The 13,022-nt window shown below is 65.4% G+C and carries 14 protein-coding genes; 6 read left to right on the forward strand and 8 right to left on the reverse strand.

The features are described from left to right. Positions 1 to 490: 490 nt before the first annotated feature. The 6 genes from KTR40_RS01980 to KTR40_RS02005 all read right to left on the reverse strand — a co-directional run bounded on the left by KTR40_RS01980 (position 491) and on the right by KTR40_RS02005 (position 5,232). Entirely contained in the window at positions 491 to 976 is a 486-nt protein-coding gene (locus KTR40_RS01980; protein WP_228405122.1) for a YtxH domain-containing protein, read from the reverse strand. Positions 977 to 1,087: 111 nt separating this feature from the next. After that, positions 1,088 to 1,354: a GlsB/YeaQ/YmgE family stress response membrane protein gene (locus KTR40_RS01985; protein ID WP_104996554.1), complete on the reverse strand. Its 267-nt coding sequence runs from the start codon at positions 1,352 to 1,354 to the stop codon at positions 1,088 to 1,090. 133 nt (positions 1,355 to 1,487) lie between these two features. Beyond that, positions 1,488 to 2,321: an aldo/keto reductase gene (locus tag KTR40_RS01990; RefSeq protein ID WP_139027617.1), complete on the reverse strand. Its 834-nt coding sequence runs from the start codon at positions 2,319 to 2,321 to the stop codon at positions 1,488 to 1,490. A 70-nt stretch (positions 2,322 to 2,391) separates the two neighbouring features. Next, positions 2,392 to 3,420, reverse strand: a complete 1,029-nt coding sequence (locus tag KTR40_RS01995; RefSeq protein ID WP_228405123.1) for an SDR family oxidoreductase — start codon at positions 3,418 to 3,420, stop codon at positions 2,392 to 2,394. Beyond that, positions 3,414 to 4,385 (reverse strand): aldo/keto reductase, encoded by a 972-nt coding sequence (locus tag KTR40_RS02000; RefSeq protein WP_228405124.1) that lies wholly within the window; start codon positions 4,383 to 4,385, stop codon positions 3,414 to 3,416. Before KTR40_RS02000 ends, KTR40_RS01995 begins: the two co-directional genes overlap by 7 nt. A 25-nt stretch (positions 4,386 to 4,410) precedes the next feature. Further along, positions 4,411 to 5,232, reverse strand: coding sequence for an aldo/keto reductase (locus KTR40_RS02005; RefSeq protein ID WP_228405125.1), 822 nt, complete (start codon positions 5,230 to 5,232; stop codon positions 4,411 to 4,413). 194 nt (positions 5,233 to 5,426) lie between these two features. On the opposite strand from KTR40_RS02005, the gene KTR40_RS02010 reads away from it, so the two are divergent. Beyond that, positions 5,427 to 6,329, forward strand: a complete 903-nt coding sequence (locus KTR40_RS02010) for a helix-turn-helix transcriptional regulator (RefSeq protein ID WP_228405126.1) — start codon at positions 5,427 to 5,429, stop codon at positions 6,327 to 6,329. A gap of 128 nt (positions 6,330 to 6,457) precedes the next feature. Further along, on the forward strand, positions 6,458 to 6,673 hold the full coding sequence (locus tag KTR40_RS02015; RefSeq protein ID WP_013599563.1) for a hypothetical protein: 216 nt from the start codon (positions 6,458 to 6,460) through the stop codon (positions 6,671 to 6,673). A gap of 93 nt (positions 6,674 to 6,766) precedes the next feature. Here the strand turns inward: KTR40_RS02015 and KTR40_RS02020 are convergent, their stop codons facing one another. After that, positions 6,767 to 6,979, reverse strand: coding sequence for a dodecin (locus KTR40_RS02020; protein WP_139027623.1), 213 nt, complete (start codon positions 6,977 to 6,979; stop codon positions 6,767 to 6,769). Positions 6,980 to 7,099: 120 nt separating this feature from the next. Then, positions 7,100 to 7,804, reverse strand: a complete 705-nt coding sequence (locus KTR40_RS02025) for a FadR/GntR family transcriptional regulator (RefSeq protein WP_139027624.1) — start codon at positions 7,802 to 7,804, stop codon at positions 7,100 to 7,102. A 157-nt stretch (positions 7,805 to 7,961) separates the two neighbouring features. On the opposite strand from KTR40_RS02025, the gene KTR40_RS02030 reads away from it, so the two are divergent. From KTR40_RS02030 to KTR40_RS02045, 4 genes are all read left to right on the forward strand, one after another. After that, a complete protein-coding gene (locus tag KTR40_RS02030) occupies positions 7,962 to 9,440 on the forward strand; it encodes a four-carbon acid sugar kinase family protein (protein WP_228405127.1) in 1,479 nt (492 codons plus the stop codon). A gap of 19 nt (positions 9,441 to 9,459) precedes the next feature. Continuing rightward, the gene (locus KTR40_RS02035; protein ID WP_228405128.1) at positions 9,460 to 10,359 is read left to right on the forward strand and encodes an NAD(P)-dependent oxidoreductase; all 900 of its coding nucleotides are present in this window, start codon (positions 9,460 to 9,462) and stop codon (positions 10,357 to 10,359) included. Between the two features lie 212 nt (positions 10,360 to 10,571). After that, positions 10,572 to 12,038, forward strand: coding sequence for a GntP family transporter (locus tag KTR40_RS02040; RefSeq protein ID WP_228405129.1), 1,467 nt, complete (start codon positions 10,572 to 10,574; stop codon positions 12,036 to 12,038). Further along, positions 12,038 to 12,889, forward strand: a complete 852-nt coding sequence (locus tag KTR40_RS02045) for a class II fructose-bisphosphate aldolase (RefSeq protein ID WP_228405130.1) — start codon at positions 12,038 to 12,040, stop codon at positions 12,887 to 12,889. The genes KTR40_RS02040 and KTR40_RS02045 overlap by 1 nt, the downstream gene beginning before the upstream one ends. The last annotated feature ends 133 nt before the right edge of the window (positions 12,890 to 13,022 follow it).

Raw genomic sequence — 13,022 nt, forward strand, 5'->3', positions numbered from 1 at the left:
GTGCTGTCCGCGGGTACGGCCTGAAGGCGACCATGCCTCGCAGGGAGCTTTCCGGCTGTAGATGTGCTGCCGCTGGTCTGAATCTTTGTGCCGCGAGGAAACGAGTCAGCGCGGGCACGAATACGAGTGCCAGGAGGCAGGGGATCAGCGCTGGAGGGCAGGGCAGCTAAACCGCCGAACTCCTCAAGGTGCTCCCCAATGGCCTCCATGGGATAACTCTGCCAAAGACCACTGACAAAAAACGCTGCTGAATCAGCTATGTGGAAAAACCGGGGGAGGTGCGTCACTCGGACGCTTAAAGCAAGGGGGAAAGAACCGCTAAGGAACGGGAAGAAGGAACCCCCTGACCGGCAATTCAGCCGAGACGTCGCTGGCCGCCGCGTCCCCCAAGGATCGCGACGGCCAGCAAAGCCATTCAGTTGTAGCACAAACCTGCCAGTTTCCCGCTGTCAAGTGCTACCGGCCACTGCAGGCCGGACGGGATGCCGGGCTAGGCTTTCGAATCGGTCTCGTCGGAGGTGCCGAGGTTCAGGGTTTCCGGGTGGGTGGAATGCGCGGGGATGTGGTCCTCGCCAAGGTCGTCGCCACCCAGGGTGCCTGAATTGCCAATGCCTGAGGCCCCGGCCGAAGTACCCGGAACTGAGGTGCCGAAAGCACCCGCCGTCGTGGCGCCGTCGGACGTTGAGGGCGACGCCGAAGACTTTGCCTCACCGGAGGAACCGGAGGAGCCTTCACGGTGCACTGCCGAGCCAATCACCGTACCCGCCCGCCGGGCGGCTTCACTCAGCTGATCCGCGACCTCGGGAGCCTTTTCCTTGATGGCCTCCGTGGCAACGGCAACCTTGTCCTGTACAGGCTTACTGTCCCAAATGCCCGCAGCACGGGCCTTGAGCTTGTCGTAAGCGGCGCGGCCGGAACGCGAACCAAGCACATATCCGGCGGCAATTCCAACACCCAAAAGAAGTTTGTTTTTCATGCTGAACTCCTGCTCACTGAGAAGGTTTCACTTCCGGCCAGAGAGGCCGGGAGATAGGAAAACCGGCCTGGGGATGTTGTCCCCGGGCCGGTTTCCTGGCTAGCGCGGGATTTAGCCGCGCGCGCCGCGCTTGGTGACCATGCCGTAAACCAGCAGCACGATAAGCGCGCCGCCGATGGCCAGCAGCCACGTCTGCAGGGAGAAGAACTCCTGCAGTCCGCTGCCGAAGATCATTCCGCCGATCCAGCCGCCGAGGAGTGCTCCAACGACGCCCAGGACGAGGGTGATGATCCAGCCGCCACCCTGCCGGCCCGGGAGGATCGCCTTAGCGATCGCACCAGCAATAAGTCCGAGAATCAGAAATGCAAGAAATCCCATTTTTCGTTCCTCTTCCTAAGTAAAGGAGGCCTCCGGATCCCGGAAGCACTTCATCCTTCTGCCTCAATAGTAATCATGCTTACTATCTATTTGCCAACCCCGGGTTCATGGAAAAGCCCTCTTCAGGCCCCTTTCAGTGCCCCGTCACGTCGGAATCATTGCCTGCACCGGGACCTTCATCCAGGACGGATAATTCCGCTAGATCCTGCGGATCCAGGGCGAAATCGAAGATGTCCAGGTTTTCCCTCATCCGGTCCGGATTCGCCGTTTTCGGAATCGTTACAATTCCGTTCTGAACATGCCAGCGAAGGACCAGTTGACCGGGCGTTTTTCCGTGCTTTTCGGCAAGTTGGGAAAGGATGGGCGCACCGAGGAGGTTGGCCCCGGCGCCTCCCAACGGGCTGTAGGACTCCGTGACAATGCCGTGTTTTTCGTGGAATTCCCGCTCGGCAGCGCGGGTGACCGCCGGGGTCAGCTGGATCTGGTTGACGGCGGGGACCACTTCCGTTGCGGCCATCAGCCGCTCCAAGTGGGCGGGTTTGAAGTTGGAGACGCCGATGGAGCGCACTTTTCCCTCCGCCTGGAGCCGCTCGAAAGTTTTCCACGTGGAGATGTACTCGTCCCGGGCAGGCAAGGGCCAGTGGATCAGCAGCAGGTCCACATAATCGAGCCCCAGCCGCCTCAGTGACCCTTCCAGTCCTTCCACCGCCCTGTCGTTCCCCTGGAACTGGCCATCCAGCTTGGTGGTGATGAACAGCTCGGCACGGTCCACGCCGCCGGCCCGGATACCGTTGCCCACGCCCTGCTCGTTGCCGTATTTCACGGCGGTATCGATGTGCCGGTATCCGGCTTCCAGGGCCTGCACGACGGCGGTGGCCGCCTGGTCGTCGTCCAGCGGCCAGGTGCCAAGGCCCACCTGGGGAATGGAGTAGCCGTCATTGAGTTTGATCAGCGGTGCAAGTGTCATTCCAACAGTCTCTCCCGGATCGTCCCGTCCTGGCCCTTGAATACGCAGAATAGTGGAAAGCGCCGCCTGCTTAGGCACCCTGCCTGGCCCAGCCGGTCAACCGGTCGCTGAGGTCCATGAACTGCCGGTCCACCACCTGGAGGCCAGGGTTCCTGTCGTGCCAGTCCACGATTTCCCGGGCACCGTCGGCGAAGGGGATGGTGGCGCAATAGTCGGGGACCAAGGACTTGATCTTGGTGTTGTCGAATATCACTGAGTGGGAGCGGTCGCCCAGCAGGTTCGCGCCCAGGTCCTCGCTGTGCGCGGCGATGGTTTCGGAGGCAACGTGCACCAGTTCCGGGTCCGCAACACCAGCGGCGCGGGCGAACAGCCGGTAAATCTGGTTCCACGGCATGTACTCGTCGGAGGTGATGGTGTAACTCTCGCCTACCGCCTGCGGCAGGCCAAGCAGCCCCACAAAAGCCTTGGCAAAGTCCTTGCTGTGCGTCAGCGTCCACAGCGAGGTCCCGTCACCGTGCACCATGACCGGCAGTCCCGCCCGCATCCGGTGGATGTCCGTCCAGCCGCCCACCATGGCGATCTTGGTGCGGTCGTAGGTGTGGGAAGGGCGCACCACGGTGAGCGGGAAATCCTGCTCCCGGTAGGCCTGGTAGAACAGTTCCTCACAGCCTATTTTGTCCCGTGAGTACTGCCAGAACGGGTTCTTCAGGGGCGTCGACTCGCGGATCGGAAGCCGGGTGGGCGGCTTCTGGTAAGCGGAGGCGGAGCTGATGAACACGTACTGCCCGGTACGGCCCGTGAACAGGTCCAGGCTCGCCTTGGCATGGTCAGGGGTGTACGTGATGAAGTCCGCGACGGCGTCGAAATCGCGCCCGGCCAGCACTGCGCGGACCGCGGAGGCGTCCCGCACGTCCGCGGTGAGGGTTTCGGCCCCCTCCGGGACCGGCGTTGTGGACCGGCCCCGGTTGAGGATGGTCAGCCGGTGTCCCAGCTCGACGGCGCGTTGTGCCGCCGCCGCGCTGATGACGCCGGTGCCGCCGAGGAAAAGGATGCTCCTCGGCGCCACCGTGCCGGCGTCAGGGATGGGTGGGTTCACCACGCGTAGTCTTCCGGTGCCGTGCGGTGCCCCGGGAAGATGTCGTCCAGCCGCTTAAGGGTGTCGGCGTCCAGAGTTACGTCCAATGCCCGGACGGCGGCGTCGAGCTGTTCCTGGGTCCGCGGTCCCACGATGGGTGCCGTGACGGCAGGCTGGTGCAGGAGCCAGGAAAGGGCAATGTCGCCCGGCTCGTGGCCCAGCTCATCGGCGAAATCCTCGTACTGCCGGATCTGGTCTTCGTGCTTCTTCAGCGTTTCGGCCGCGCGGCCCTCGGTGCGGCGGACGCCGTCGCGCTCCTTTTTCAGCACACCGCCCAGGAGGCCGCCCTGCAGCGGCGACCAGGGGATGAGCCCCAACCCATACTGTTGTGCGGCCGGAATTACTTCCAGCTCCACCTGGCGCATGAACAGGTTGTAGATGGACTGCTCGCTGACCAGGCCGGTGTAGTTGCGCCGCCTGGCCGCTTCCTGGGCCTGGGCAATGTGCCAACCGGCAAAGTTGCTGCTGCCCGAGTAGAGGATTTTGCCTTGCTGGACCGCCACCTCGATGGCCTGCCAGATTTCGTCCCAGGGGGTGTCCCGGTCGATGTGGTGGAACTGGTAGATGTCGATGTAGTCCGTCTGAAGGCGCTTCAGGCTGGCGTCAAGGGCGCGGCGGATGTTCAAGGCGGAGAGCTTGGACTCGTTGGGCCGGTCCGTCATGGTCCCGTAAAGCTTGGTGGCCAGGACCGTGCGCTCGCGGTGCTCGCCCCCCTTTGCGAACCAGCGGCCAATGATTTCCTCCGTCCAGCCACGGTGGCCGGCCCCGCCATAGACGTTGGCGGTGTCGAAGAAGTTGATGCCCTGCTCATGGGCCGAGTCCATGATGGCATGCGCATCCGCTTCCTCCGTCTGCGGACCGAAATTCATGGTGCCCAGGCACAGGCGGGAAACTTTCAGGCCGGAACGGCCCAGGTGGGTGTATTGCATGACTGGATCCTTTTGGTCTGGGGTGCTACAGCTGGGTGAAGGCGGCGACGGCGGGATCGGCGCCGACGCGGGCACCGGACTCAAGGGCGCTGATGGCGGCAAGCTCATCATCAGAGAGGGTAAGGGCGGACGCCGCGAAGTTCTCCCGGATCCGGGCGGACTGGCTGGACTTGGGAATCACGATATTGCCCTGGGCCAGGTGCCAGGCAAGCACCACCTGCGCCGGGGTGGCGTTGTGGGCGTTGGCAATGCCCGTCACCGCATCGCCGTTGAGGTCGCCGCCCTGTCCCAGCGGGCTGTAGGCCTCCACTGCGATGCCAAGGCCGCGGCACTTGGCCGCAAGGTCTGCCTGCTGGTAGCTGGGGTGCAGCTCGATCTGGTTCACGGCCGGGACGATCTCCGAGGACTTCAGCAGGTTGTCCAGGTGCTCGGCGAGGAAGTTGGAGACGCCGATAGCGCGGATCTGGTTGTTTTCGTAGAGGCGTTCCATCTCCTTCCAGGCCTGGACGTACAAGTCCTGCGACGGGACCGGCCAGTGGATGAGGTAGAGGTCAACGTAGTCGAGGCCAAGGGCCTTGCGGCTGTTCTGGAACGCTTCCTGCGCGCGGTCCTGCTCGCCGTTCCGGAGCTTGGTGGTGACAAAGATGTCCTCGCGGGGAATGCCGGTGGCCGCGATCGCCGCACCCACGCCGGCTTCGTTCCGGTAAGCAGCGGCCGTGTCGATATGGCGGTATCCGGCCTCGAAGGCGTCCTCCACCGTCCGCTGCGTGTCCTCCGGCGGTACCTGGAAGACGCCGAAACCAAGCTGCGGGATGGTGACGCCGTTGTTCAGTGTCAGCTCTGACATTGGGACTCCTTGAAACATGCTGGGGTGGGGGTGCCGGTGGCTCGACGGGAGAAAGCGGTTTCCGCTGGCTCGCTTTCGAGCCTATGCACTTTTGGCCGGGAAGTCAGCAGGGGAACCTGATTCTGTTTTTCCTAGGACTCGCAGTCCTACCTTCGTTGTAGAAGAGAACCACCATGCCGGGCACAATGGTCTGCATGGGTCAAAGCGCCGAGTTCGGAAAATTCCTCAAAGCCATGCGGTCCCGCCTGAGCCCTGAGGATGCCGGCGCGGGGCCCACCTCCGGTGCCCGCAGGGTTCCCGGCCTCCGCCGCGAAGAAGTCGCCCGGCTGGCAGGGGTCAGCACCGACTACTACGTCAGGCTGGAGCAGGGCCGGAACATCCATCCGTCCCGGACCGTCCTTGACGCAGTGTCGAGGGCACTGAGGCTGGACGGCAGCGAGCATGCGCACATGATGGACCTGCTGGAAAACTGTGCAGGATCCGCGCGGTCCAGCGCCCCGGGCGCCCAGGCTGTCCGTCCGGCGCTGCGCCAACTCCTTGACGCGATGGGTGACGTGCCGGCCATGGTGCTGGGGCGGCGCAGTGACGTCCTGGCCGGCAACAGGATGGCCTTCCTGCTGTTTGCGGATTTCCCCGCGCTGCCGGCCGCCGAGCGGAACCTGACCCGCTGGCTCATTCTTGATCCTTCCGCCCGTGAGCTTTTCCGCGACTGGAAAACCGTGGCGGCCGAAGCGGCCGGAGCGTTGAGGCTGGACGTAGGCCGGCACCCCAACGATGCCCAGGCCAACCAGCTGGTGGGCGAACTTGCGGTCCACAGCGAGCATTTCCGCCAATGGTGGGCCGGGCACCGGGTGGCCACGCGGTCGGCGGGAAACGTGCGGCTGCACCATCCCGCCGTCGGGGACCTGGAGCTGAACTTCGAAAACCTTGTCCTCCCTGACGATCCCGCCCAGGCGCTTCGGGTGTATTCGGCCAGGGCCGGTTCGCCGTCCGCCGACGCCCTTGCACTGCTCGGCAGCCTGGGAGCGCACGGGCCGGCGGCCGAGCGGGAATCCGGCCGCAACTCCGCCCCGGCCACGGCCGAAACCAGGGAGTGACAGCGGCCGGAGCCATTGGACTTTTGGCCAGTGAGGGCACGGGTTTCTGGCCACGAGCCCATTGGGGAAAGATTGCGCTTTTCCTAGGCTGGAGGAACAAGGTTTCTCCACCAAGGATGGTCTCAACGATGAAACGCATCGCACTGCTCAAGGAACGCCAGGCTGCCGCCGCCGGCGCCCCCTCCACGGCCACTGGCTCGCACTGCCCGGCCTCGGGCCTCTGGAGCCCGGACCATGACCCGCACACCGTGCTGTCCTTCTTCGAAGGACACGTGTTTCCAGCGTTCGACGGCGTTCCAACCGTTTGGCGGCGGCGCTCGGCCGGCGCGGTCTCGGCGAACTAGTTAAAGGCGAAGTAGCTACAAGCGGACCGGCCCGCAGCCAACGTCTCCAAGATCGGGTTTATCGACGTTAACTGCGGGCCAGCTGAGCGGGACTTAGTGTTCTTCGAGTCGGAAACCGATCTTGATGGTGACCTGCCAGTCCGCGATCTTGCCCTCTTCCAGGTGGCCCCGGATTTCCTTGACCTCGAACCAGTCAAGGTTGCGGAGTGTCTGGGAGGCCTTGGCGATCCCGTTGCGGACGGCGTCGTCCACTCCCTGGTCCGATGTGCCGACGATTTCAGAAATGCTGTACGTGTGGTTGGACAACTTCGCTCCTCGTGATCAACGGTGCTCCCGGTTGCGGGCGGTCCTTGAAGACTAGTGGCACCGCCGGAACGTTGACCAGCCCTTATCCGGATGTTCCGCACCGCCCCCAGGCTGGACTGGCTACTTTGCCTCGAGGACCAGGTTCCTGAGGTCGTCCAGGGTCTGTTGCATATGGGCATCCATGGCCTGCCGCGAGCGCACGGGATCGCGGGATTCCAGCGCCTCGGCGATGTTCTGGTGATGGCCGATCGCGTGCTCCTGGATCTCGCGGAAAGCTGAGGTTTCGGTGCGCCGCTTTTCCAGGACCCGGTGCAGCGGCTCGAACAGCACAGCCACAAAAACGTTCCCGGAGGCATGCAGGATCAGGTCGTGGAAGGCCAGGTCCGCGTCCACGAATGCAGCCACGTCGTTGACGTCGTGGGCGGCACGCATCGCAGCCACGTAGCCATACAGGGCCTGGATGTCAGCGTCGCTGATCCGTCCCGCCGCCAGTTCACATGCGCCCGTTTCCAGCATCCGCCGCAGCTCGATGAGCTGGATGGAGGCATCAGCCTCATTCTTGCCTTCGGAAGCGGCCCGCAGCACGGCTTCCAGCGACGCCCAGCGGTTGAGGGGGTTCACAAAAGTGCCCCGTCCCCGCTCGACGCTCAGGATCCGCTGCGCCTGGAGCGTCTTCATGGCCTCGCGGACCGTCATCCGGCTGACCTCATGCCGGGCGCTGAGCTCATGCTCTCCGGGGACGGTGGCGCCGGGTGGGAACTCACCGGCAATGATGCGGTCCAGGAGCTCGTCCGCCACCTGGCCCACCAGTGATTGCCTCGCCATGCTGCCCCCGTTGTTTCCGTCATTGGATATGTCTGACAAGTCTACTTGCGCGTCGTTATGTCCTGTGCCACACTAGCAACCAAATGCAAGATGTCTGACATCTTACAGATACCTTTACATCAGGATCCGCGAGGATCGATACACAACGGAGTGCACTGTGACGCTTGAAGCAGACGTCCTGGCCGCGTACCCGGCCGAGGTCCCGATTCCCGCCGAACTGGTGGCCAGCACCTTGGCCGCCGCCAACGCGGAAACCCCGCGCGTACTGGTCGTGCTCGACGACGACCCCACCGGAACGCAGTCCGTGGCAGATCTGCCGGTGCTCACCCGCTGGGACGTGGAGGACTTCATCTGGGCCTTCGGGCAGTCCAAGCCAGCCGTTTATGTCCTGACCAATACCCGCAGCCTGGACCCTGCTGAAGCCGCTGCCCGCAATGAAGAGGTGGTGCGCAATGCGCTCACCGCGGCGGGGTCTCCCGGGGAGCTAAGGCTTGGCTTCGTCAGCCGCAGCGATTCCACCCTCCGCGGCCACTACCCGCTGGAACCGGACGTCATTGCCGCTACGGCGTCAGAGGTCAGCGGGGAAAAGACCGACGGCGTTGTGCTGGTTCCAGCCTTCCCGGACGCCGGGCGGGTCACCATCGGCGGCATCCACTACATGCGCGGCACCGGAGACGCGGCCGGCACCCTCATCCCCGTATCCGAAACGGAGTTCGCCAAGGACGCCACCTTCGGCTTTTCCACCTCCGTGATGGCCGACTACGTCGAGGAGAAGTCCAAGGGCCGGTTCCCAGCGGACACGGTCATCGTCCTGGACCTCAACATCATCCGCGCCGGCGGGGCTGCCCAGGACCCAGCCATCTCCGCCCACGCCATCGCCGACGCCATCGAAGCCGCCACGGATTCCACCCCGATCGTGGCGGACATCGTCACCGAAAACGACCTCCGTGCCCTGTCCCTCGGCCTGGAAGAAGCGGAGCGGCGCGGCAAGAAGCTCCTTTACCGCGTGGGCCCGCCGTTCGTCCGTGCCCGGATCGGCCAGGAAATCCGCACCGAACTCAGCGGCGCCGAGGCCTACGCCGGCAACACCCCCTCCGAGGCCGGCGGCCTCATCGTCGTCGGATCACACGTCGGCGTCACCACCCGCCAGCTCAAGGCGCTGACGGAACAGCACAGCTCCGCCCGCATCGTTGAGATCGACGTCGAAAAGCTCCTCGGCCCGGATGCGGACGCCCACCTGGACCAGACCGTGGATACCGTCGTCGAGGCCCTTAATAGCGGCGACGTCATCGTCCACACCAGCCGGCTGCTCATCAAGGCGGACGACCCCGCCGAAAGCCTGCGGATCGCGCGCACTGTTTCTGCCGCCGTCGTCGCCGTGGTGAACCGGACGCTGAAGACCTTCCCGCCGCGGTTCGTCATCGCCAAGGGCGGCATCACCTCCTCGGACGTCGCCGCGCACGGCCTGGAAATCCGCCACGCCGTTGTCCGCGGCCCCATGCTGCCGGGCATCGTCTCCCTCTGGGAGCCCGTTGACGGCCCCGCCAAGGGCATCCCGTACATCGTCTTCGCCGGCAACGTGGGGGATGACCAGTCACTCGCCGCAGTCACCCGCAAGCTCAGCGCCACTTTCTAACCGTTCACAGGAGAACACCATGACCAGCAACTACACCGTCACCGTCCTGGGCCTGGGCGCCATGGGCCTGCCCATGGCCACGCGCCTTGCTTCCCAGCTGACCGTCCACGGCTTCGACATCGCCGAGCCGCGCCTGAAGCTCGCCGAAGAGGCCGGCATCGCCACCTTCGCCTCGGCCCGCGAGGCGGCCAAGGGTGCCGACGCGGTGCTCCTGGCGGTCCGCAACGGCGAGCAACTCAACGACGTCCTCTTCGGCGAGAACGGCGTGGCCTCCGTGCTGGAACCCGGCGCCGTCGTCATCCTGGGCAGCACCGTGGGCACCGAAGCCATCCCCGCCACCGTGGCCAAGCTGGCCGAATACGGCGTGGACCTCGTTGACGCACCTCTGTCCGGCGGCCCCAAGCGTGCCGGCGAAGGCGACCTGCTGATCGTCGTCGGCGCGTCCCCCGAAGCGCGCGAAAAGGCAGCCCCCGCGCTGGAACTGCTGGCGTCCACACTGACCGTCGTGGGCGACAAGCCCGGCGACGGCCAGGCCCTCAAGACCGTTAACCAGCTCCTCTGCGGCGTCCATATCGCCGCCGCCGCCGAGGCCCTGGCCCTGGCCGACGCGCTGGGCCTGGACCAGGCCAAGACCCTCGCCGCCCTCGAGGCGGGTGCTGCCGGTTCGTTCATGCTCTCCAACCGCGGCCCGCGCATCCTCGAGGCCTACAACGAGGAAGGCGCCGAGGTCCTCTCCCGCCTGGACATCTTCGTCAAGGACATGGGCATCGTGGGCAAGGCCACCCGTGCCGCCGGCCTGGCGGCCCCGGTTGCCGCCGCTGCCGAGCAGCTCTACCTGCTGGGCCAGGCCCAGGGCCTCGCCGCCGCCGACGACTCCGCCGTCATCAAGGTTGTCGCCCCCACCAAGCGCACCAGCTAACCCTTCCCCTCCCTCCGGAGTTTTGTCCAGGTATGCCGGCTCAAGGGCCCTCCAGGCCTGCATAGCTGGACAAGAACTCCCAAGCGAAGGTGCGACGACGGCGGTCCCCCCTCCGCCGTCGTCGTGCCCCATGCGATTCCCCGACTAAGAAACAACCAGCGCCTGATGGCCCGTCTTCTGGAAGACTGGCTTGTCAAAGGAGACACTCCCTAATGAACCACCTGATGTACCCGCTGATCGTGCGGGCGGCTGAAACTCCGGCCATCAAACCCGCGGTGGAGCTCGGCACTCCGCTGCTCCTGACCATCGCAGCACTCGGCATCGCCCTGCTGCTGGTGATGATCATCCGCTTCAAGATCCAGGCCTTCGTTGCCCTGCTCACCGTCAGCATCCTGGTGGCTGTTGCCGCCCAGATCCCGCTCAAGGACGTCTTCACCGTTGTGGCCAACGGCGTGGGCAGCACCATGGGCAAGGTGGCACTGTTGATTGCACTCGGCGCCGTCCTGGGCCGCATGATCGAGGTTTCCGGCGGCGTCCAGTCCCTCGCCGCCCACTTCACCGAAAAACTCGGTGCCAAACGCGTTGCCGTGGCCCTCACCGCCGTCGGCTTCCTGGTGGCCATCCCGGTCTTCTTTGAAGTCGGCGTCATTGTGCTGGTGCCCATCGTCTATGCCTTCGCCAAGATCGCCAACGTGCACCCGGTGAAGTTCGGACTGCCCATGGCCGGCATCATGCTCGCCATCCACGTGGCCGTTCCGCCGCACCCGGGCATCGTGGCAGGTGCCGGCGTCTTCGGTGCCGACATTGGGCTCATCACCCTGATCTCCCTGGCCATCTGTATTCCCCTGGGCTTCCTGTCCTACTGGGTTGCCAGCATCATGAACCGCAAGGACTACGAACTCCTCCCGTCCGTCAAGGCGCAGGTTGAGGAATTCGGCTCCGACTCGCTGGTCAAGGTGGGCCACGACGGCCCCGGCGCCATGGCTGTTGCCCCGCCCCGTCCCGGCCTGATCATCTTCCTCATCGCCGCCCCGATTGTGCAGATCCTGCTGGGCACCCTGGGCACCCTCTCCATCCCCAAGGACAACTCCTGGTACGGCCTGGCGGCGTTCATCGGCAACCCGTTCTTCGCGCTCCTGGTGGCTGTCGCGCTGTCCTTCTTCCTGCTGGCCGTCCGCCGCAACTGGTCGCTGAAGGAAACCGGCGAAATCTTCGAGGGCGCGCTGCCTCCCATCGCCTCGATCCTGATGGTGGTGGCCGCCGGCGGCGTGTTCGGTGAAGTCCTGCGCACTTCCGGGATCGGCGCTGCCCTGTCCCAGACCCTGGACCACCTGGGCCTGCCCGTCATCGCACTGGGCTTCGTGATCTCGCTGGCCCTCCGCGCCGCGCAGGGTTCGGCCACCGTTGCCATCGTGACCACCACCGGCCTGCTGACCTCGGCCGTGATGGAAGGCGGCTACACCCCGGCCCAAATCGCCGTGATCGTTATCGCCATCGGCTTTGGTTCGCTGGGCCTGTCCCACGTCACCGACGCCGGATTCTGGACGGTGGTGCGCTACTACGGCCTCACCGTTTCCGACGGCCTCAAGACCTGGACCGTTCTCACCACCATCCTGGGCCTGGCCGGCTTCGTGCTGACCTTCGTGGCCTGGATCCTGGTGGGAGGCCTGGGCGTCTGATGCGCACCCGACTCGACCACCTGGTTACCTCTGCCCTCCAGCACGGTTCCGCGGTCCCGGCCTTCACCTGCTACGACTTCACCACGGCGCTGGCCGTAGTGGCGGCGGCGGAAGAATCCGGCCGCGGCGCCATCCTGCTGGTGGCCCCCAAGACTGCCGCCACGTCGAACGGCCTGCGCCTCATCGGGGCCCTCCGCGGCCTCGCTGACGCTGCCTCCGTCCCGGTGGCCGTGCAGCTTGACCACGCAACCGACCTTCACGTGATGGCCGACGCCGTCGCGGCGGGGGCCGATTCCGTCCTCGCCGACGGTTCCTCCCTTCCTTACGAGGACAACATTGCGCTGGTCCAGGCGGCCCGCGCGCTGCTGGGCCCGGACGTGGTGCTGGAAGCCGAGCTGGGCGGGCTCGCCGGCGACGAGGACCGCGCCTTCGGCGCGGACCATTCCGGCGTCGCCGTGGCCGGCCTGACCGACTCCGCCGTGGTGGAGGACTTCGTGGCCCGGACCGGCGCGGAACTGCTGGCTGTCGCCGTCGGAAACGTCCACGGCAAGTACAAGGGCGAGCCGCAGCTGCGCTGGGACGTGTTGCAGGACATTGCCGTGCGCACCCACATTCCGCTGGTCCTCCACGGGGCCTCCGGCATCCCGGCGGAGGAGTTGGTGAAGGCGGCCTCCATGAACGTTGGCAAGGTCAACTTCAACACGGAACTCCGCACCGGCATCCTGGCAACGCTTGAGGAGCAACTTCCCGGACACCGCGCCGACGGCGAGAACCTGCAGGCCCTCCTGGGCCACTGGAACAGCTCGGCCCGCGACTTCGCAACCACGGCGCTGGCGACGCTCACGCGTTGACTTTGTTCCCGCCGGAGGAGGCCAGGATCAACCCATGATCCTGGCCTCCCTTCGTTGCGCCGGCCCTTCACAGGCGCACCCTTAACCTGGGCCTGCTGCCGGGCGCACAATGGAGCTGTATCAAGCAGTTTCC

Origin of the sequence: Pseudarthrobacter sp. L1SW, from assembly GCF_020809045.1 — a bacterium.
In the GTDB taxonomy this organism is placed as follows: Bacteria; Actinomycetota; Actinomycetes; order Actinomycetales; family Micrococcaceae; genus Arthrobacter.

What these genes read in the sequence shown, in the direction of transcription:
- KTR40_RS01980 (WP_228405122.1), bottom strand. Translation starts at nt 976, where the DNA reads ATGAAAAACAAACTTCTTTTGGGTGTTGGAATTGCCGCCGGATATGTG.
- KTR40_RS01985 (WP_104996554.1), bottom strand. Translation starts at nt 1,354, where the DNA reads ATGGGATTTCTTGCATTTCTGATTCTCGGACTTATTGCTGGTGCGATC.
- KTR40_RS01990 (WP_139027617.1), bottom strand. Translation starts at nt 2,321, where the DNA reads ATGACACTTGCACCGCTGATCAAACTCAATGACGGCTACTCCATTCCC.
- KTR40_RS02000 (WP_228405124.1), bottom strand. Translation starts at nt 4,385, where the DNA reads ATGCAATACACCCACCTGGGCCGTTCCGGCCTGAAAGTTTCCCGCCTG.
- KTR40_RS02005 (WP_228405125.1), bottom strand. Translation starts at nt 5,232, where the DNA reads ATGTCAGAGCTGACACTGAACAACGGCGTCACCATCCCGCAGCTTGGT.
- KTR40_RS02010 (WP_228405126.1), top strand. Translation starts at nt 5,427, where the DNA reads ATGGGTCAAAGCGCCGAGTTCGGAAAATTCCTCAAAGCCATGCGGTCC.
- KTR40_RS02015 (WP_013599563.1), top strand. Translation starts at nt 6,458, where the DNA reads ATGAAACGCATCGCACTGCTCAAGGAACGCCAGGCTGCCGCCGCCGGC.
- KTR40_RS02025 (WP_139027624.1), bottom strand. Translation starts at nt 7,804, where the DNA reads ATGGCGAGGCAATCACTGGTGGGCCAGGTGGCGGACGAGCTCCTGGAC.
- KTR40_RS02035 (WP_228405128.1), top strand. Translation starts at nt 9,460, where the DNA reads ATGACCAGCAACTACACCGTCACCGTCCTGGGCCTGGGCGCCATGGGC.
- KTR40_RS02040 (WP_228405129.1), top strand. Translation starts at nt 10,572, where the DNA reads ATGAACCACCTGATGTACCCGCTGATCGTGCGGGCGGCTGAAACTCCG.
- KTR40_RS02045 (WP_228405130.1), top strand. Translation starts at nt 12,038, where the DNA reads ATGCGCACCCGACTCGACCACCTGGTTACCTCTGCCCTCCAGCACGGT.